We start from the raw sequence: 19709 nt of genomic DNA on the forward strand, positions 1-19709 counted from the left end.
GTCGCCTTCTAGCTTGCAGAGCCATCGAGCCCATGGAAAAAACGTATCAACCCGAACAGATCGAAACCCGCTGGTACGAGCGCTGGGAAGCCGATAACCGCTTCGCGCCGAGCGGTTCCGGCACTCCCTACTCGATCATGATTCCGCCGCCCAACGTCACTGGCAGCCTGCACATGGGTCATGCCTTCCAGGATACCATCATGGATACCCTGATCCGCTGGCGGCGCATGCAGGGACGAAACACCCTGTGGCAAGTAGGTACCGACCACGCCGGTATCGCGACGCAAATGCTGGTGGAGCGCAAGTTGGCCGCCGAAACAGGTCAGTCGCGCCACGATCTGGGGCGCGAGGCGTTCATCGACAAGGTCTGGGAGTGGAAGCGCGAATCCGGCGACCATATCACTCGCCAGTTGCGGCGCATGGGGGCTAGTGTCGACTGGTCTCGCGAACGCTTCACCATGGACGATGGCTTCTACAAGGCAGTACAGGAAGTCTTCGTACGCCTGCACGACGAGGGCCTGATATACCGCGGCAAGCGTCTGGTCAACTGGGATCCGACCCTGCATACCGCCATCTCCGATCTCGAAGTGGAGAACCGCGACCAGCAGGGCCAATTCTGGCATTTTCGTTATCCGTTGGCCGACGGCGTGGCCACCGACGATGGCAAGAATCATCTGGTGGTCGCCACTACCCGCCCCGAGACCATGCTCGGCGACACCGGCGTGGCGGTAAATCCCGAGGATCCGCGCTACGCCTCGCTGATCGGCAAGTTCATCGAACTGCCGCTGGTCGGCCGCCGTATCCCTATCGTCGCCGACGAGCACGCCGACATGGAGAAAGGCTCGGGCTGCGTGAAGGTCACCCCGGCGCATGACTTCAACGACTACGAGGTCGGCAAGCGCCAGGGCCATGTGCTGATCAATGTCATGACACCGGATGCCAGGATTCGAGAGACCGCCGAGATCTTCGACCTGCAGGGCCGCCCGCGCCCCGACGTCGACCCCAGTCTGCCGACCAAATATGCTGGCCTGGATCGTTTCGAGGCCAGGAAGCTGATCGTTGCCGACATGGAAGCACTGGGCCTGCTCGAACAGATCGAAACGGTCAGCAATACCCTGCCCTACGGCGACCGTTCGGGAGACGTCATCGAGCCACTGCTGACGGATCAGTGGTTCGTGGCCGTAGAGAGTCTTGCCAAGCCCGCCATCGAAGCGGTCGAGAATGGCGATATCGAGTTCGTGCCCAAAAATTACGAGAACATGTACTTCGCCTGGATGCGCGACCTTCAGGACTGGTGCATCTCGCGTCAGCTTTGGTGGGGGCACCGCATTCCGGCCTGGTACGATGCCGATGGCAATGTCTACGTGGCGCGTACCGAGAGCGAGGCACGCAAGAAGTACGGCCTGAACTCCGACCTGGCCCTGACCCAGGACGAGGACGTCCTCGACACCTGGTTCAGCTCGGGGCTGTGGACCTTCGGCACCCTGGGCTGGCCGGAGAAGACCGAGGACCTGGCGGCCTTCCATCCTTCCAGCGTGCTGGTCACCGGCTTCGATATTATCTTCTTCTGGGTCGCGCGGATGATCATGCTGACCCTGAAGTTCACCGGCGAGGTGCCGTTCAAGCAGGTCTACGTGCACGGCCTGGTACGCGACACCCATGGACACAAGATGTCCAAGTCCAAAGGTAACGTGCTCGACCCCATCGACCTGATCGATGGCATCGACCTGGACTCGCTGGTCGAGAAGCGCACCGGCAACATGATGCAGCCGCAGAAGGCCAAGGCGATCGCCAAGGCCACCCGCGACGACTTCCCCGAGGGTATCGAGCCTCACGGTACCGACGCCCTGCGCTACACCTTCCTGTCGCTGGCCACTACCGGGCGCGACATCAAGTTCGACATGGGGCGCCTCGACGGCTACCGCAATTTCTGCAACAAGCTGTGGAACGCCTCGCGTTACGTGCTGATGAACACCGAAGGTCAGGACACCGGCACCGGCGATGAACCGGTGGTACTGTCGTTGGCCGATCGCTGGATCGTCTCGCGCCTGCAGCAGACCGAGGCACAGGTCACCAAGTCACTGGAAGAGTACCGTTTCGACCAAGCCTCTCAGGCGCTCTACGAGTTCGTCTGGAACGAGTACTGCGACTGGTATCTGGAACTCTCCAAGCCGGTACTATGGGACGACAACGCCAGCATCGAGGCCAAGCGCGGCACACGCCGTACCCTGGTGCGGGTCCTGGAAGCCGTGCTGCGCCTGGCACACCCGATGATGCCCTACATCAGCGAGGAGATCTGGCAGCGGGTGGCACCGTTGGCCGGCAAGGCACGCGGAGACGGAAGCGAGTCGATCATGACCCAACCCTGGCCGCTACCCGAAGAGGACAAGATCGACGAGGCCGCGACCCGCGATATCGAATGGCTCAAGGGGGTGATCATCGCGGTGCGTAACATCCGCGCCGAGATGAATATCGCTCCCGGCAAGTTACTGGATGTGTTGCTGACCAAGGGCGCCGCCGCCGATCGTGAGCGCTTGGAGGCCAACCGCCTGTTCCTGGCCAAGCTGGCCAAGCTGCAAAGCGCTAGTTGGCTCGACGACCCCGAGCAGGCGCCGCTTTCTGCAACGCAATTGGTCGGCGAGATGGAAGTGCTGGTGCCGATGGCCGACCTGATCGACAAGGATTCCGAGCTGGCACGCCTGGGCAAGGAAATCGACAAGCAGGACAAACTGATCAATGGCATAGAGAAGAAGCTCGGCAACGAGAGCTTCGTGGCCAAGGCCCCAGAGGCGGTGGTACAGAAGGAGCGTGACAAGCTGGCTGAATTCCAGGCCTCGCGCCGGGTACTGGTCGAGCAACGCGACAAGATCGCCGCGTTGTAGATCAATTGTGATCGAGAACAGGAAGAGGGCTTATACGCCCTCTTTACTACCAAGCTGGGTCAAAAAAGTTACAAAACGCTGTTCTGCTAGACGATTTTCGCTAGAATAGCGTTTTCTTGTTCACGTTTCGGTCCCGCTCATGCCTGTTTCTCACCCCTCGATTTCGCTACCGCGCACCCTGTTCTACAACCTGCTCGGCATCGCTTTGGTGCTGAGCTGGTGGTCGCCAAATATTCTCATCTGGGAGTACCTGGATGATGCCATTTTCTTCACCACCAACGCCTGGCTGCACGACGCCAACACGTTGTGGGTGGCGATCGTGGCGCTACTCAACAACAGGCTGTTCGATGTGGGCAGCATGCTGTTGCTGTTGGGGCTCTTCGTGTGGGCCATGGCCCGCGACCCGGTACGCGAACATCGACTACTGCGCTGGGGCGGCATCGGCATCACCATGCTGCTTACCGCTGGGCTCCTCAACCGGGCGGTACGCTATGCCATTTCCTATACCCACCCCAGCCCAACGTTGGTCTACGACAACACCAACCTGCTCACCGACTTGGTCGATTTCTCGACCAAAGCGGTCTCAAGCAATAGCTTCCCGGGCGATCACGGAATGATGCTGATGCTGTTCACGGCCTTCCTATGGCGTTTCTCCGGCCGTACCGTCGGACTGGTCAGTGCGCTGTGTGTGGTCATCCTCAGCGCTCCACGGATATTGGGAGGTGCCCATTGGTTCAGCGATGTCTATATGGGCGCATTGGCGATCAGCCTGGTGGCACTGCCCTGGGTATTGTGTACGCCGGTGGCACCGGCGGTTGCCCTACGTATCACTGACATCCTGATTCGGACCAAGCAGCGGCTACCGATTGCCTGAGCCCTGAACGCAAGCGCGCCGCTGTGCCCCTCGGCGCGCTTGGGTTGATCTGCGCTACCCTCTAGCGGGCACTGGTTCTCTGAAAGCCCCCCAACACTCTGCTATCACGACCAAAGAACACCAAGCGGTCCTTATCGATCAGAAAGCGGTAGGCATTCTCCAACAGGGTCGTGACACGCTGGGCCTCGGCAAGATTGGCGCAGGCCATGCGTGTCGACGCAAGGTTCTCGATGCGAATGCGATTGCCGTCGTCGAGGCTCACCTGGCCATTGAGCCGATTGCAGCCGTCGTTGCCCGTCAGATGGAGCGCCTCGCCGTTCGGTACCACCTCGAACCAGGCGGGTTCGTTTCCGGCCCAGTGCTCATCGGTACCGATCAGGATCAATTGCCAGCGGGGGCCAACGACCGGGGATTCCACCGCCACCTGAGCCTGTTGACGTTGTGGCACCGGCGTGGAAGAGCCTGCACAGCCGGCGAGCAGCACCGCCACGAGCCCAAGTGCTACCCAGGACCCTTTCATTGTCATGTCTCCCTTCTACATGGTGTCGCGCGACAGAGTGCCGCAACTTGCCGTGGATGGCCAGCACCTCAAGGCTTTGTCCGAAAACTGCCTGCGCTTGCCCATACGGCGTTAAAAATCAGCTCAAAATACTCATTTACACCCACGTAAACTCCGCTTTTTCGCTGATTTTTGCCTTGTCTGATCATCGCTCGGCGATTTTTCGGACAAACCCTAGTCGCCCGCGACACGTACCGCCGCACTGCCCCCGGCATACGCCGCCACCTCTTCCCCGCCTTCGATCACCAGCTGGTCGCGTCCCGATGACTTGGCGAGATACAGACGCCGATCGGCCAGTTCCACCAGGTCACGCAATGTCGTGACCTCATGAGACTGCGCCAGCCCCATGGAAAGCGTCACCGGCAGGGTCAGGGCATCGAGTCGACAGGGTTGCTCGGCCAGTCTGTGGCGCAACCGCAGCGCCCCAGACTGCGCCTCGCGGGTACAGGTGCGAGGCAACAGCACCAGGAATTCCTCGCCGCCGACCCGGCCGATGCAGTCGCTATCGCGCAGCGTCTTGTCCAACAAACGCGCCAAGTGACGCAATACTTGGTCGCCGGCACTATGGCCATGAGTGTCGTTGATGGATTTGAAATGATCGGCGTCGAGCAGCAACAGGCTGAAATCGATGCCACGCTGCCACAAGGCTTCAGCCTGCGTAAAGATGGCGCGTCGATTGAAGACGCCGGTCAAGGAGTCGTGACTGGCATCGGTACGAAAGCGCAGCTCGGTGCGTTCGGTGATGAAATGCATCTGCAGGATGATGCAAGTGAAGAGGGTCCCGGCGCAGGCCAGGTTCAACGAATGCAAAACCTTCAGTGCATCACCGCCATGTGGCCAGATGCCCATCCGCCCATAGAGCCAATTGACCGAGATCAACGACAACGCCAACAGCGACAGGACCAGCAGCAGTTTGATGTGGCGCCGCATTTCGCTGATCAGGATTTCGAACAGCACTATGAAGAAGTAATATTCGAAACCGGTATGCTGGCCCATCAACATTCCGCCAAGAGTAATCAGCGATATGTTCGCCAGCACCTTGAGCAGTAGGGCCAGGGTGAAATGGTGGCGGCGGTGCAACAAGATGGCCACCAGATTGGTGACGATACAAAGCGAATTGACGAGTTGCAGCAACGAACTGTCGAGCCAGTGGATCACCGGTACGAAGGAGATATGCGCCAGGATGGCGAACAAGTAGATCTGCATGAAGACCTGATAGGTTCGCTGACGCTCGACCGCCAGTTCAGCCGGAGGGCGCATCAACTTCAACCAGCTACGCTGGAGGACGCGATGAAACATGGATATCCTCGTGTCGTGCCATGGCCAATAGCCTTGCGGGTCCACAGGCCACATTGACCCTCGACTCGACCGGCCCATCATCCCGAATCGCCCCGCCTCGCTAGGTTATCGGCTGCGATTCGGATAACTTTCAATCTTGGCAGTGGATATCCATGCCCCGAACCTTCACCCCCTCAAGGAGAGAGCCCAATGCTTAACGCCCTGCATAACGATGCCCTGGGAAAACTGATCCTGCGCCTGACCGTCGGTGGCCTGATGCTCTTCCATGGCATCGCCAAGTTGCTCAACCCCGAGAGCCTCAACTGGATCGGCGGTTTGCTGGCGGATTATGGTCTACCATCCTTTCTGGCTTACGGCGCACTGATCGGCGAGGTGTTAGGCCCCCTGATGGCGATCGTCGGCTGGCAGGCTCGACTAGGAGGGCTTCTGATGGCCATCAACATGCTGGTGGCGATTACCCTGGTGCATAGCCACCAGATATTCACGCTGGCCGACAGCGGCGGTTGGGCCCTGGAACTACAAGGCCTGTTCCTGCTCGGTGCCGTCTCCATCGTGTTCCTCGGTAGCGGGCGCATGGCCTACCGTCCGGACTGATGGCTCACTACCAGGTACCGGTGTTCTCCATCGAAGCCCATGGCTCTTTAGGGGGCAGAGGGTCGCCATCCTGAAGCAGTTCGATGGAGATGCCGTCCGGCGAGCGCACGAAGGCCATGTGCCCGTCACGAGGCGGTCGGTTGATGGTCACCCCATTGCGCTGGAGCCTATCGCACAAGGCATAGATATTGTTGACGCGGTAGGCCAGGTGCCCGAAGTTGCGCCCTCCCGTGTACTCCTCGGGATCCCAGTTATAGGTCAGCTCGAGCATCGGTGTACGAGTTTCGTGGGCACTGATCTCGTCCTCGGGCGCAGCGAGAAAGACCAGCGTGAAACGCCCCTTCTCGTTATCCTTGCGCTCCATCTCGAGCATTCCCAACAGATCGCAGTAGAAGTACAGCGAGTCCTCGAGGTCGCTGACGCGAACCATGGTGTGCAGGTATTGCATGGCAGGGTTCCTCCTTCGAGTCGCCAGACAGGGATCGCGTTGTCATCGACGCGGCCGGGTGAAGGTCTTGTGAGAGAGTATCATCATGATGGCATACTCTATGGTTTCGAGACCGCAAGGTCATCTTGGCAGTCTCCCATTCCGGCTACCAACTTCCATAGGAGCCCCCGATGGCCGACTATTGCGACCAGGCCCCCGACCATCCGTTCCATGGCCCTTACCATGACCGGGAATATGGTTTCCCGGTCAACGACGACGCCGTACTGTTCGAACGTTTGATCCTGGAAATCAATCAGGCCGGACTGTCATGGCTGACGGTGTTGAAGAAGCGCTCAGCATTCCAGGCAGCCTTCGCGGGATTCGACATCGACCGAGTCGCCGCCTACAACGACAGCGATCGAGCGCGCTTGCTCGACGATGCCAGCATCATTCGCAATCGTCTGAAGGTCGACGCCACCATCCACAACGCCCAAGTCATCAAGTCACTGCAAGCGGAGCACGGCAGTTTCCATGCCTGGCTCGAGGCACACCACCCCTTGCCACTTGGCGACTGGGTCAAGCTGTTCAAGCGCACCTTCCGCTTCACCGGTCCCGAGATCGTCAATGAATTCCTGATGAGTACCGGCTACCTACCCGGCGCTCATCGCGATGACTGCCCGGTGCAGGCGAGGATTCTGGCCAGCGGACCACCCTGGGCACGCTGAGAGACGACGCAAGCTCCCCAAGGAGGCAGAGGAAGGATGGACTCCCTTACCCAGGCGGCACTTGGGGCCGCGATCGGCGGTACCGTTCTCGGCCACCGCCTGGGTCGCAAGGCCGTGCTGATCGGAGCGGTGCTGGGTACCCTGCCCGACCTCGACGTGGTCATCGATTACGGCGACGCCGTAGCCAACTACACCCAGCACCGCGGCTTCAGCCATTCGCTGTTCGTGCTCGGCGGACTCGCCTCCCTGCTTGCCTTGCTCTGCACACGATTTGCTCCGGCCCGCGACATTACCTTCCGCCACTGGTGGCTATTCTTCGGGCTGTGTCTCATGACACATCCGCTGTTGGACGCTTTGACCACTTACGGCACCCAGATCTGGTGGCCACTGGATGTCCGCCCCAGTGCCTGGCCGGTGGTGTTCATCATCGATCCGCTCTACAGCCTGCCGTTGCTGGTCGGTGCGATTCTGGCCCTGATCACCGGCCATGGACGACGTGCACCGGCCTGGGGACTGGCGATTTCCTGTGCTTATCTGGCCTTCTCCATGGGAGCCAAGAGCATAGTCGAATCGCGCATTGCCCCCGTCCTGGCCGCCCACGAACTGCGGGAAGCCCCCCGCCTGGTCCAGCCTACGCCCTTCAATGTCCTGTTATGGCGCGTGACTGTCATCGACGCAAATACGCATCACGAGGCGTTGGTCGGCATCTTCGACGGCGACTATCGCCCACCACTGGAAAGCTATACCCGCGGCGCCGAACTCGAGGACATCGCCCTGGCGATGCCCAAAGGGGCTCGCCTCGACTGGTTCTCCGGCCCCTATCTACGCTACGACGATACCATGATCGATGGCACGCGAACCTTGGTGGCCACTGACCTGCGTCTGGGCTTTCCCGGCTTCCATCCGTTCAGCTTCGCTCTGGCAGAGTTTTCCGGCGGCGAAGACTGGCAGCCCATCGTGACCTACCAACTCGATACGTCGCGCTCCGATAATGGCGTGGCGCTCTCTCGTCTCTTCCACCGCATCCTCGCTCCCGAGCCGCCGCTGTGCACCAGCGACTTCGTCGAACGGCGCTGGGTGGTGTCGCGGCCCAAGGCATGTTGACCGAGGCTGTTGCCTCCCACACGACGACGGGCAGCCGTCTCGGCTGCCCGTCGCAATCGTTTCGAACAAGCGGTATCGTCAGAGCCGGTCGATCACGGCATCGATGGCTTGCCTGGCCTCGCTCAGAGCCTGCTCGCGATGCTCGCCCCCCATGGCCAGCCCCTCGGCAAATACCAGTTCCACCTCGCTGATGCCGATGAGCCCCAGCATCGACTTGAGATGCGGCGTCTGGGAGTCCATCTCGGTACCGGCATACTGACCGCCACGGGCCGCCAGGATCACGGCACGTTTACCCTCGACCAGCCCTTGGGGGCCAGCTGCGGTATAACGAAAGGTCTTGCCGGCGCGCAGAATGCGGTCGAACCACGCCTTGAGCTGCGAAGGGATGCCCAGGTTGTAGAGCGGGACCGCCAACACCAGCACATCATGTACCAGCAACTCCTCGATCAAGGCGTCCGAGCGTGCCACCAACTCGCGCTGAGCGGGTGAGCGCGACTCGGGGGCGACCTGCCAACTGGCCAATTCATCGCCGGTCAGATGGGGCAGATCCATGGCGACCAGATCGCGCTCGGTGATTTGAAGATTGCCACGCTTGGCGGCCGAGGCCTTGAAGTGCTCGGCCAAGGCGCGTGACTGCCCCTGATTGCCGAGGATGGAAGATGTGACGACGAGTGCCTTCTTGGTGTTGGAAACGGTCATGATGCTCTCCTTGGAGAAACGGGTTGATCACCATGACCGCTATCTTAGATGTGTTTTTTGAAACAAAAAGCGCAAAAAACCGCGCTCTTCGTTCGATAAAAACGAATGAGCATGCGAGGAGCTGAGGGAAAACGCATCGAGCGAAGCCCAGACAAGGCAAACAGCAGCGCAGAAGCGGAGTTTACGTAGTAGTAAATGAGCATTCTAAGCTGCTGTTTAACGCAGTATGGGCAAGCGCAGACAGTTTTCACCAGCTCCTAAGGGGCGATGCCTTGCCCACACCCCCGATAAGTCTGCTCATCGATATCCAGCGTCACCCGCACCGGGTAGGGGGCGCCACTCATACTGTCGAAGCAGGCGCGTGCCTCGAGCCTGAGCTGAAAGGGCTGATCGGCTCGCCCGCTTTCCAGGATGACACGACCTTCCGCATTGTCCATGGTGGTGACGCGGTAAGGCAGTGCCAGTTCGCGGTTGCCATAATCCAGCAACAGGGTGAGTTCGGGAGCGTCGTTGGCCAGGTTGACCACCCAGCCCGGCTCGTTACCGCGACCGTGGAACATTACCCCGGGGCGCTCCTCACGCGTGAGCGACTGACGGGTCATGTCCCTTTTACACTCCAGATGGCCATTATCGCTCTCGACCCGGGCCGTATCCCCCTTGTTCCAGAAGCTCAGGTCGTTCTTCACGAAACGCGCGCCACTGGCCACTACGGCGGGTTCGAGCCGATAGGCACCGTGCGTCGACCATAGTCGCAATTCGCCGTCGGCATAGGTGGAAATCAAGTCCTGTGCCGGAGTGCAACGCCAGGATACGAACTGCTCGGCGCCGCCGTCGAAGAAGACCGAGGGCATCAACGGTGCCGAGGCACTAACGACTTCCGCTTCGGTGCCCTCCCCTGGCTTGGGAGGCAATTGTGCCGATGGGCGTTCGCTCACCTCGGGTCCCGAACGGTCGGGGGAAGGGGAAGTGGCACAGCCGGCCAGGACCAGGCCGGTGCCAAGCAACAACGACAGGAAGCGAAGGGGATAAACGATGGGTGACGACATTTCAGCTCCTTGGCGGTCGATGAGAATTCCCTTGAGTAGTCCAAAGCATAACAGGCGCCGGGGCATTTGGCCCCAGCGCCTGCATGACGCAAACATCACATGTCCAACGTGAAGAGACACGTCTCAGCCGTGGCGTTGGCGTAACTCCCTGGCCGCCTCCACCATATTCGCCAGTGCTGGCTCGACTTCCGCCCAGCCCCGGGTCTTGAGGCCACAGTCGGGATTGACCCATAGCCGTTCAGCGGGTATCCGCTCGGCGGCTTTCTCCAGCAATTGCACCATCCATTCAACGTCGGGAATGTTCGGCGAGTGGATATCGTAGACACCAGGCCCGATCTCGTTGGGATAGGCGAAGTCCTGGAAAGCGTCGAGCAACTCCATGTCCGAGCGCGACGTTTCGATGGTGATCACGTCGGCATCCAGCGCGGCGATCGAGGCGATGATGTCGTTGAACTCCGAATAGCACATATGGGTGTGGATCTGGGTCTCATCGCGAACCACAGCGGCTGACAGCTTGAAGCACTCCACTGCCCAGTCGAGGTAGGCTTGCCATTCGGCCTGGCGTAGCGGCAAGCCCTCGCGCAGCGCCGGCTCGTCGATCTGTATCGCTTGGATCCCTGCCGCCTCCAGATCTGCCACCTCGTCGCGCAGCGCCAGGGCGATCTGGCGACAGGTGGTTTCGCGCTGCTGATCGTCGCGCACGAACGACCACTGCAGAATCGTCACCGGACCGGTCAGCATGCCCTTCATCGGCCGCTCGGTCAGCGACTGGGCATATTCGCTCCAGTGCACCGTCATGGCGGCAGGGCGGCTGACATCACCGAAGATCACCGGCGGTTTGACGCAGCGCGAACCGTAACTTTGCACCCAGCCGAAGCGAGTGAAGGCGAAGCCATCGAGCAATTCACCGAAGTACTCGACCATGTCGTTACGTTCCGGCTCGCCATGCACCAGCATATCCAGACCCAGCCCTTCCTGACGCTGCACCGCATAGGCGATCTCTTCGCGCATCCGAGCCTCGTAGTCTTCGCGACTCAGCTCGCCAACCTTGAAAGCGCGACGCGCTGCGCGAATCTCCGTCGTCTGGGGGAAGGAGCCGATGGTGGTGGTAGGAAACAGCGGCAGGTCCAGCTTACGGCGCTGCGCGGCTTCGCGCTTCGCATAAGGGCTGTCGCGTTCGGCATCCGTCGCCGCCAGGGCAGCCAGGCGCTCGCTTACCGCGGACTTGTGAATGCGCGTGGAACGCCGACGAGCGGCCAAGGCCTGAGTCGCCACCTCGAGCCGTGCCTGATCATCCGGCGTGGCGCGACCATCGAGCAGTCGCGCGAGCGTCACCACTTCGTCGAGTTTCTGGCGGGCGAAGGCCAGCCAGCTCTTGAGTTCGGCATCCAGTTCGGTTTCCCGGTCGAGATCCACCGGCACGTGCAGCAGCGAACAGCTCGGTGCCAGCCACAGCCGTTCACCTAGGCGGGCATGGGCCGAGGTCAGCGATTCGCGAAGTCGAGCCAAGTCAGCACGCCAGATATTGCGACCGTCGATGATGCCAACAGACAGCACCTTGTAGGCCGGCAGTCGATCGAGCACCGTTTCGAGCTGATGTGGGGCACGTACCGCGTCGATATGCAGGCCGTCCACCGGCAGGCTCGTCGCCAGCTGCAGGTTGTCGCCAAGCGCGCCGAAGTAGGTGGCCAGCAACAGCTTGACCGGCGCTGACTGCAGCTTGTGATAGGCGGCTTCATATGCCTGTTGCCAAGCGTGCGGTAGGTCCTGGACCAGGGCCGGCTCATCGAGCTGGACCCACTCCACGCCCTGCTCGGCCAGCCGAGAGAGGATCTCGCCATATACCGGGAGCACGGTGTCGAGCAGCGTCAGGCGGTCGAAGTCTTGCCCTTTTTCCTTGCCCAACCACAGCCAGGTCAGCGGGCCGGTCAACGTCACCTTGACGGCGTGACCGGCGGCCTTGGCTTCCTCGACCTCATCGAACAGCCGCTGGGAAGCCAGGCGGAAGGTCTGGCCAGCGTGCAGCTCGGGGACCAGATAGTGATAGTTGGTATCGAAATACTTGGTCATCTCGCAGGCCGCCGCCGGCGTGCCGCCGGGAGCGCGACCACGCGCCATACGGAAGCTGGTATCCAGGTCCACCTCGCCTTCCACGGCACCGAAGCGCTCGGGTACGGCACCCAGCAGTACGGAGACATTGAGTATCTGATCGTAGAAGGCGAAATCCCCTACCGTGACCAGATCGAGGCCGGCCTCGCGCTGAGCCTGCCAATGCCGTGCACGCAGTTCCTTGCCCGCGGACTCCAGCGCATTGCGGTCGATCTCGCCCTTCCAGTAGGCCTCGGTGGCTTTCTTCAGTTCACGATCCGCGCCGATGCGCGGGTAGCCGAGCGTATGAGCCAGCGTCATCATGCTTTCCTTTCATCTTAATCCGGTAGACTTGGCGAGGTCATCGCCATCGATGCATGAAGTCTCGCTGGTCATCCAAGGTGAATCAAACTAAATTATCTAATCATCAACGTGAAAAGCGCTCATTCACCATGCTCGAACTTCGTCATCTTCGCACCCTGGTCGCCCTGCGCGACGCCGGCTCGCTGGTCGAGGCGGCCGAACGGGTCCACCTTACCCAGTCGGCGTTGTCGCACCAGATCAAGGATCTCGAGGAACGCCTGGGGAACCCGCTGTTCCTGCGCAAGACGCGGCCGGTGGAATTCACCCGCGCCGGCCAGCGCTTGCTGGCCCTGGCCGAACAGATTTTGCCCCAGGTACGCATGGCCGAGCGTGACCTGGCCCGCCTGGCCGGTAATGAGCAAGGCCGGCTGCACATGGCCATCGAGTGCCATAGCTGCTTCCAGTGGCTAATGCCGACCATCGACCACTTCCGCAATCACTGGCCAGAGGTCGAGGTCGACATTCCCAGCGGCCACAACTTCGATCCGTTGCCGGCGTTGTCCCGGGAACAACTCGACCTGGTGATCACCGCCGATCCGCAACCGCTTACGGGGGTACACTACGAGCCGCTGTTTCGCTACGAGGGACTGCTCGCCGTCGCCAAACAGCACCGCTTGGCCGACCGCTCATGGGTGACCCCCACGGACCTGGCCGACGAGACCCTGATCACCTACCCGGTGGAACACTCACGCTTGGACGTCTTTACCCAGTTTCTCGATCCTTCCGGTGTCAGCCCCCGCGAGGTACGCACCGCCGAATTGACCATCATGATGATGCAGCTCGTCGCCAGTGGCCGGGGGGTCTGCGCATTGCCCAACTGGGCGCTGACGGAATATCTGGAACGCGACTACGTGCGCGGCGTGGCGCTGGGAGAAAACGGCATGTGGAGTACGCTGTTCGCGGCGATTCGCGACGACTGCCACGAGTTGCCGTGGATGGAGGATTTCCTGCGCACCGCGCGGGAAACCTCATTCGCGGTGCTGGAAGGCATCAAACCCGCCTAGGCAGCGCTTCCCTAGGGCTTGTCCGAAAAGTCGCCGAGCGATGGCCAGACAAGGCAAAAATCAGCGAAAAGACGGAGTTTACGTGGGTGTAAATGAGTATTTTGAGCTGATTTTTAACGCCGTATGGGCGAGTGCAGGCAGTTTTAGGACAAGCCTAATGGGGTATCAGGGAGTGCGAATGCGGCTGCACAGGCAACAGCAGCGAGAAGCGCGCGCCGCCAAGCGCCTCGCTGTCGTCGACCATCACGCTGCCACCGTGCCAGGCCATGATCTTGTGGACGATCGACAAGCCCAGGCCATAGCCGCCGGAACGGCGGGTGCGGCTGTTGTCGAGCCGGGCGAAGGGCTTGAAGATCTCCATGCGGTCGGTCTCCGGCACGCCCGGCCCATCGTCTTCCACGTCCAGACGGATCGCTCGCGACTCACCATGCAGGCGAATCTGCACGCGTGATTCCGCATGCCGACAGGCATTGGCCACCAGGTTCTGCAGCGCCCGCTGCAGGTAACGTGGCTCTGCCATCACTTCGACGTCATCACCCGGCACGATCGACAGCTCGAGATGGCCATGCAATGGCGCCAAGGCCTCGACCACGCGCGCGGCCATGGCACGGCAGTCGACCATCTCGGTTTCCAGTACCATGCCATGGCCATGATCGCCGCCCAGTCTGGCATAGGTGAGAATCTCGTCGATCAAGCCATCGAGTTCCTCGATATCGCTGTCGATGCCGGACAACTGGCGGCGCACTGGTTCTTCGTCGGTCATGTCCTCGACCATCTGTACGGCAAAGCGGATGCGCGCCACGGGAGTGCGCAGTTCGTGCGATACCGCTCGAATCATTTCCTGCTGGGCGCGCAGCAACGACTGCACCTGCGCCGCCATGCCGTTGAAAGCCATGCCCAGGCGTCCCAGGAAGTCACCACTCTCGACCTTGACCCGAGTATCCAGGTGGCCTCCAGCGATGCGCGTCGCCGCCAGCTCCAGCCGCGCCATGCGCGCTTCGACCCCGCGCACGATCAGGTAGATAGTACCGGCCAGCACCAGCAGCATGACCACCAGCATCAGCAACGACAACGACAATGGCATGGGCTCGAAGGCCTCGACAGGACCGATGTGAACCCATTGCGTCGGCTCGCCGTCCCTCGATAGCTGCAGATACAACGACAGCGCCCAACGTTCCGGCAACATGCGGATGATCACCTCACCGTCGCCCAGACGTTCACGCTGGCCCGCATCCAGGCCGGATGGAGGTTCATTGCTGAGCTGCACACTGAACGCCGCGCTTTCCAACACCTTCAGCCGCTCTTCGCGCTGACCGGCGTCGCCCCGCTCCAGCCATTGCCCCAGCCCTTCGGCAAGGCCGCGCAGCTGGCGCTCGTTGAGACTCATCAGGACCGCTTCCAGCACCCGTGGCTCGCCAGGCAACAAACGCTGCAGGCGCCAGCCGAGCTTCCCTTCCGGCTGGATCAACACACGTCCGGCTTCGAGCCGTGAACGCTGGAAATAATTGAGAGGCAGGGAGTCGCGCTCATACAGGCGCAAACTGATATCCAACGCTTCGCTGCGCTGCTCCAGCCATGACTCGCGCAATGCGGCCGGCTGCTCCGCCAGTTGGTTGACCAGCAGCGCCATGGGCGCCTCGGCAAGCTGTTCGCGGTAGTGTTCGCGACGCACCTGATCGATCATGGCGAAGCCGGCCAGGGCCAAGGCGAAGGTCAACACCAGTGCCAACGCCAGCAGCACATAGACCCGCAGGAAAGTGCTGTCGGCCAGCGGACGCGCGAGGGAACGAGGTACTGCCATTAGCCGTCCTTGACGAACAGATACCCCTTGCTACGAACCGTCTTGATACGATGAGGTTGATTGGGGTCGTCGCCGATCTTGGGACGAATGCGCGACACCCGTACATCGATGGAGCGGTCCTGGCCATCGTATTTGATGCCACGTAGCTGCGAGAAGATTTCCTCGCGGGTCAGAACGCGGCCGGCATGACTGGCCAGCAGCCACAGCAGGTCGAACTCGGCACTGGTCAGATCGATACGCTCACCTCCCAGCCAAGCTTCGCGGGTGGCGCTATCGATCTCCAGGTTATTGAAGGTCAGTCGTGCCTCGCCACTGCTCGTGTCGCCTGCTTCGCTACGTCGCATCAAGGCACGCATGCGGGCCAGCAACACTCGCGGCTGCACCGGTTTCGGCACATAGTCATCGGCCCCCATTTCAAGGCCTAACACCTGGTCCATATCATCAGTCCGCGCGGTCAGCATCAGGATCGGACCAGCATAATCGGGTCGGGCTCGGCGGCAGATCGACAAACCATCCTCGCCCGGCAGCATCAGATCGAGGATCACCAGATCCGGCTGTAGCTCGACAATGCGCTCGACGCCCCGGGCCCCATCGGCTTCCACCGTCACCCGGAAGCCATTGGCCTCCAGGTAATCGCGGGTCAGGCCAGCCAACCGCTCATCGTCCTCGATGATCAGTACGTGATCCAGGTCGTTGCTGTCCAAGCTTCCATTCATCCCTTTATATCCCATCCTGGTGACCCACAGATTCGGGTCACGCCAATTTCACGAACACTTGCTCCCAGCCCGGCAGAGACGCCGGCTCGAGCAGCACCACCGGTGACGCATCCAGCAAGTGCTACGCTCAGCTACATTCATGTTAGCGAATGATAACCGAGGTTACCTGAAATTCCGCTAGTGAATCTCATTTCCCGCCGATCTCGTGCACTCACCCACGTCGTAGGCGCCAAAACCAGGGCTCGATGAGAGCCCGCAATTCCTCCCCAGAAGAGACACAAGATACCCACAGCTTATCCACTTGATGAAAGGCAAATGGCACTCTATCTTGTGTTCGTAGCCAGAGGGACTACAAGATAATGTGCTTCTAGCAAGCGGGGACATCTCTGTCAAACCGGCTTCGACCAGGCGGCAAGTACACAAGTTTCCGTCCGGATCCGGCCGATGTCCAGAACCCTGGCCTTCGTAACAGGATCATTACATCCATCCACCATCGTTAGGAAAACACGGCGCCATGGATACCACTCTCACTCCCGGCAAGACCTCAGTGAATGTGACCGCTCCCCAGCAACTACGGGTGATCAAGCGTAACGGCGACGTGGTCGCCTTCGATGCCAGCAAGATCGCCGTGGCCATGACCAAGGCGTTCATCGCCGTGGAGGGAGACAACGCCGGCGCCTCATCGCGGATCCGCGACTTCGTCGCCCAATCCAGCGACGCCATCTGCGAGGCCTTCCTGCGTCGCATGCCCGATGGCGGCACCCTGCATATCGAGGACATCCAGGACCAGGTCGAACTGGCACTGATGCGGGCCGGAGAACAGAAGGTCGCCCGCGCCTACGTGCTCTACCGCGAGGAGCATGCCCGCGCGCGTGCCGCCGCCGGCGACGACATCGAGAAACCGCACCCGACGCTCAACGTTACACTGCCCGACGGCAGCCGTCGCCCGCTGGACCTGGGCCGCGTCGAGACCCTGGTATTCGAGGCCTGCGCCGACCTGGCCAACGTCGATCCGCAGAAGATCGTCGACGACTCGCTGAAGAACCTCTATGACGGCGTCTCCATCGATGGCGTGGCCACTGCGCTGACGATGACCGCACGCACCTTGGTCGAGAAGGACCCCAACTACACCTACGTCACCGCGCGCCTGCTGCAGGACAACCTGCGCCGCGAGGCGCTCTCCTTCCTGGGCGTGGCCGAGGAAGCCACCTTCAGCGACATGGCCGAACTCTACAAGCCGGCGTTCAAGGCGTATGTCGCCAAGGGCATCGAGTTCGAGCAACTCGATCCGCGACTGGCCGAGTTCGACCTGGAGCGCCTGGGCGACGCACTCGACCACACTCGCGACAACCAGTTCACCTACCTGGGCCTGCAGACCCTCTACGACCGCTACTTCATCCATCGCGACGACGTGCGCTATGAACTGCCTCAGGTGATGTTCATGCGTGTCGCCATGGGTCTGGCGCTCAACGAGGACGATCGCGAGGCACGTGCCATCGAGTTCTACGAGCTGCTCTCCAGCTTCGATTACATGGCCTCCACGCCGACCCTGTTCAACTCCGGCACTCAGCGCAGCCAGCTTTCGAGCTGCTACCTGACTACCGTGCCCGACGACCTCGACGCCATCTACAGCGCGATCCGCGACAACGCCCTACTCTCCAAGTGGGCCGGCGGCCTGGGCAACGACTGGACCCCGGTACGCGCGCTGGGCTCCTACATCAAGGGCACCAACGGCAAGTCCCAGGGGGTGGTGCCGTTCCTCAAGGTGGTCAACGACACCGCGGTGGCCGTCAACCAGGGCGGCAAGCGCAAGGGCGCGGTGTGCGCTTACCTGGAGACCTGGCACCTCGACGTCGAGGAGTTCCTCGAGTTGCGCAAGAACACCGGCGACGACCGCCGCCGCACCCATGACATGAATACCGCCAACTGGGTGCCGGACCTGTTCATGAAGCGCGTCTTCGACGACAAGGAGTGGACGCTATTCTCGCCGTCCACCTGCCCGGACCTTCATGACCTGTACGGTGCAGCCTTCGAGAAGCGCTATCAGGAATACGAGGAGATGACCCGTAACGGACAGCTCAAGCTGTTCAAGCGCGTCCGCGCCAAGGACCTGTGGCGCAAGATGCTCTCCATGCTGTTCGAGACCGGTCACCCGTGGATCACTTTCAAGGACCCGTGCAACCTGCGCAGCCCGCAGCAGCACGCCGGCGTCGTGCACTCCTCCAACCTGTGCACCGAGATCACGCTGAACACCAGCGTCGATGAGATTGCGGTATGTAACCTGGGCTCGGTCAACCTGGCCCAGCACATCGTCGACGGCAAGCTCGACGGCAAAAAGCTCAAGAAGACCGTGCGCACGGCCGTGCGCATGCTCGACAACGTCATCGACATCAACTACTACGCGGTGCCCCAGGCGCGCAATTCCAACTTCAAGCACCGCCCGGTGGGGTTGGGCATCATGGGCTTCCAGGACGCGCTCTACGCCCAAGGCATCGCCTACGCCAGCGACGAAGCGGTGGAGTTCGCCGACCGCTCCATGGAGCAGGTCAGCTACCATGCCATAGAAGCTTCCAGTGACCTCGCTGCCGAGCGTGGCCGCTACGAGAGCTTCGACGGCTCGCTGTGGAGCCAAGGCATCCTGCCCATCGACTCCATCGAAAAACTCAAGCAGGAGCGCGGCGAGAAGTACATCGAGGTCGACACCTCGACCACACAGGACTGGGATCGTATCCGCGACAAGATCGCCAACCAGGGCATGCGCAACTCCAATGTGATGGCGATCGCTCCGACCGCGACGATCTCCAATATCTGCGGCGTCTCGCAGTCGATCGAGCCGACCTACCAGAACCTCTACGTCAAGTCGAACCTCTCCGGCGAGTTCACCGTGGTCAACGCTTACATGGTCAACGACCTCAAGGAACGCGGCCTGTGGGACGAGGTGATGGTCAATGACCTCAAGTACTACGACGGCTCCGTGCAGCCCATCGACCGCGTGCCCGAGGACCTCAAGGCCAAGTACGCCAGCGCCTTCGAGGTCGAGCCAAGGTGGCTGGTCGAGGCTGCCTCGCGCCGCCAGAAGTGGATCGACCAGGCCCAGTCACTGAACCTCTACATCAAGGGCGTGTCGGGCAAGAAGCTCGACGTAACCTATCGCATGGCCTGGTTCCGCGGCCTCAAGACCACCTACTACCTACGTGCCCTGGGCGCCACCTCGGTGGAGAAATCCACTGTCGAGCGCGGCACCCTCAACGCTGTGGGTAACGGCAGCGCACCCAGCGCCCAGCCGGCGCCAAGTCCGCAGGCCAGCGGTGAGCCTTCCGCGAATCGAGAGCCACGTGGCATCGAGGACTTCCTGCAGGGCAAGGGCGGCCAGCGCGCACCGTCCGCGGGTGATATCGACGACCTGGGCTGCGAGGCCTGTCAGTAACGACCAAGAAGGAAGAAGGAAGACGGCGCTACACGCCGATGAAGAGGGAAGAGGCCGCAGGATTTCCCCTCTTCCGCCCGAAGGGCGCTTCCTTCTTATAT

General features: G+C 61.3%; 15 protein-coding genes. 7 read left to right on the forward strand and 8 right to left on the reverse strand.

Going from position 1 to position 19709, the window contains the following annotated elements; genetic code table 11:
* Positions 1 to 32: 32 nt before the first annotated feature.
* Both IE093_RS11300 and IE093_RS11305 read left to right on the forward strand, forming a co-directional pair.
* On the forward strand, positions 33 to 2882 hold the full coding sequence (locus IE093_RS11300) for a valine--tRNA ligase (RefSeq protein ID WP_189469206.1): 2850 nt from the start codon (positions 33 to 35) through the stop codon (positions 2880 to 2882).
* Between the two features lie 139 nt (positions 2883 to 3021).
* Complete coding sequence (locus IE093_RS11305; protein ID WP_189469208.1) at positions 3022 to 3756, forward strand: phosphatase PAP2 family protein; 735 nt, start codon at positions 3022 to 3024, stop codon at positions 3754 to 3756.
* A gap of 61 nt (positions 3757 to 3817) precedes the next feature.
* On the opposite strand, the gene IE093_RS11310 is transcribed toward IE093_RS11305, so the two are convergent.
* A complete protein-coding gene (locus tag IE093_RS11310) occupies positions 3818 to 4276 on the reverse strand; it encodes an META domain-containing protein (RefSeq protein ID WP_189469210.1) in 459 nt (152 codons plus the stop codon).
* A 213-nt stretch (positions 4277 to 4489) separates the two neighbouring features.
* Positions 4490 to 5614 (reverse strand): GGDEF domain-containing protein, encoded by a 1125-nt coding sequence (locus IE093_RS11315; protein ID WP_189469212.1) that lies wholly within the window; start codon positions 5612 to 5614, stop codon positions 4490 to 4492.
* 189 nt (positions 5615 to 5803) lie between these two features.
* Between IE093_RS11315 and IE093_RS11320 the strand changes: the two genes are divergently transcribed.
* A complete protein-coding gene (locus IE093_RS11320) occupies positions 5804 to 6208 on the forward strand; it encodes a DoxX family protein (protein WP_189469214.1) in 405 nt (134 codons plus the stop codon).
* A gap of 7 nt (positions 6209 to 6215) precedes the next feature.
* On the opposite strand, the gene IE093_RS11325 is transcribed toward IE093_RS11320, so the two are convergent.
* Positions 6216 to 6656, reverse strand: a complete 441-nt coding sequence (locus IE093_RS11325; protein ID WP_189469217.1) for a VOC family protein — start codon at positions 6654 to 6656, stop codon at positions 6216 to 6218.
* Between the two features lie 170 nt (positions 6657 to 6826).
* On the opposite strand from IE093_RS11325, the gene IE093_RS11330 reads away from it, so the two are divergent.
* Positions 6827 to 7360: a DNA-3-methyladenine glycosylase I gene (locus tag IE093_RS11330; RefSeq protein WP_189469219.1), complete on the forward strand. Its 534-nt coding sequence runs from the start codon at positions 6827 to 6829 to the stop codon at positions 7358 to 7360.
* Between the two features lie 36 nt (positions 7361 to 7396).
* Entirely contained in the window at positions 7397 to 8464 is a 1068-nt protein-coding gene (locus IE093_RS11335) for a metal-dependent hydrolase (protein WP_189469220.1), read from the forward strand.
* Between the two features lie 78 nt (positions 8465 to 8542).
* Here IE093_RS11335 and IE093_RS11340 read toward each other — a convergent pair whose 3' ends face one another.
* The 3 genes from IE093_RS11340 to metE form a co-directional block, all read right to left on the reverse strand.
* Positions 8543 to 9163 (reverse strand): FMN-dependent NADH-azoreductase, encoded by a 621-nt coding sequence (locus IE093_RS11340; RefSeq protein ID WP_189469222.1) that lies wholly within the window; start codon positions 9161 to 9163, stop codon positions 8543 to 8545.
* A 257-nt stretch (positions 9164 to 9420) separates the two neighbouring features.
* Entirely contained in the window at positions 9421 to 10209 is a 789-nt protein-coding gene (locus IE093_RS11345) for an MliC family protein (protein WP_189469224.1), read from the reverse strand.
* A 123-nt stretch (positions 10210 to 10332) separates the two neighbouring features.
* On the reverse strand, positions 10333 to 12618 hold the full coding sequence (metE, locus tag IE093_RS11350) for a 5-methyltetrahydropteroyltriglutamate--homocysteine S-methyltransferase (RefSeq protein ID WP_189469300.1): 2286 nt from the start codon (positions 12616 to 12618) through the stop codon (positions 10333 to 10335).
* Between the two features lie 131 nt (positions 12619 to 12749).
* On the opposite strand from metE, the gene IE093_RS11355 reads away from it, so the two are divergent.
* The gene (locus IE093_RS11355; protein ID WP_189469226.1) at positions 12750 to 13664 is read left to right on the forward strand and encodes a LysR family transcriptional regulator; all 915 of its coding nucleotides are present in this window, start codon (positions 12750 to 12752) and stop codon (positions 13662 to 13664) included.
* A gap of 154 nt (positions 13665 to 13818) precedes the next feature.
* Here the strand turns inward: IE093_RS11355 and IE093_RS11360 are convergent, their stop codons facing one another.
* Together IE093_RS11360 and IE093_RS11365 are read right to left on the reverse strand one after the other, a co-directional pair.
* Positions 13819 to 15465, reverse strand: a complete 1647-nt coding sequence (locus tag IE093_RS11360; RefSeq protein WP_189469229.1) for an ATP-binding protein — start codon at positions 15463 to 15465, stop codon at positions 13819 to 13821.
* The gene (locus tag IE093_RS11365; protein WP_189469231.1) at positions 15465 to 16181 is read right to left on the reverse strand and encodes a winged helix-turn-helix domain-containing protein; all 717 of its coding nucleotides are present in this window, start codon (positions 16179 to 16181) and stop codon (positions 15465 to 15467) included. Before IE093_RS11365 ends, IE093_RS11360 begins: the two co-directional genes overlap by 1 nt.
* A gap of 514 nt (positions 16182 to 16695) precedes the next feature.
* On the opposite strand from IE093_RS11365, the gene IE093_RS11370 reads away from it, so the two are divergent.
* Complete coding sequence (locus IE093_RS11370; protein WP_189469233.1) at positions 16696 to 19608, forward strand: ribonucleoside-diphosphate reductase subunit alpha; 2913 nt, start codon at positions 16696 to 16698, stop codon at positions 19606 to 19608.
* Positions 19609 to 19709 lie beyond the last annotated feature (101 nt).

It is taken from the genome of Litchfieldella qijiaojingensis (assembly GCF_014651875.1).
GTDB classification, from domain to species: Bacteria; Pseudomonadota; Gammaproteobacteria; order Pseudomonadales; family Halomonadaceae; genus Litchfieldella; species Litchfieldella qijiaojingensis.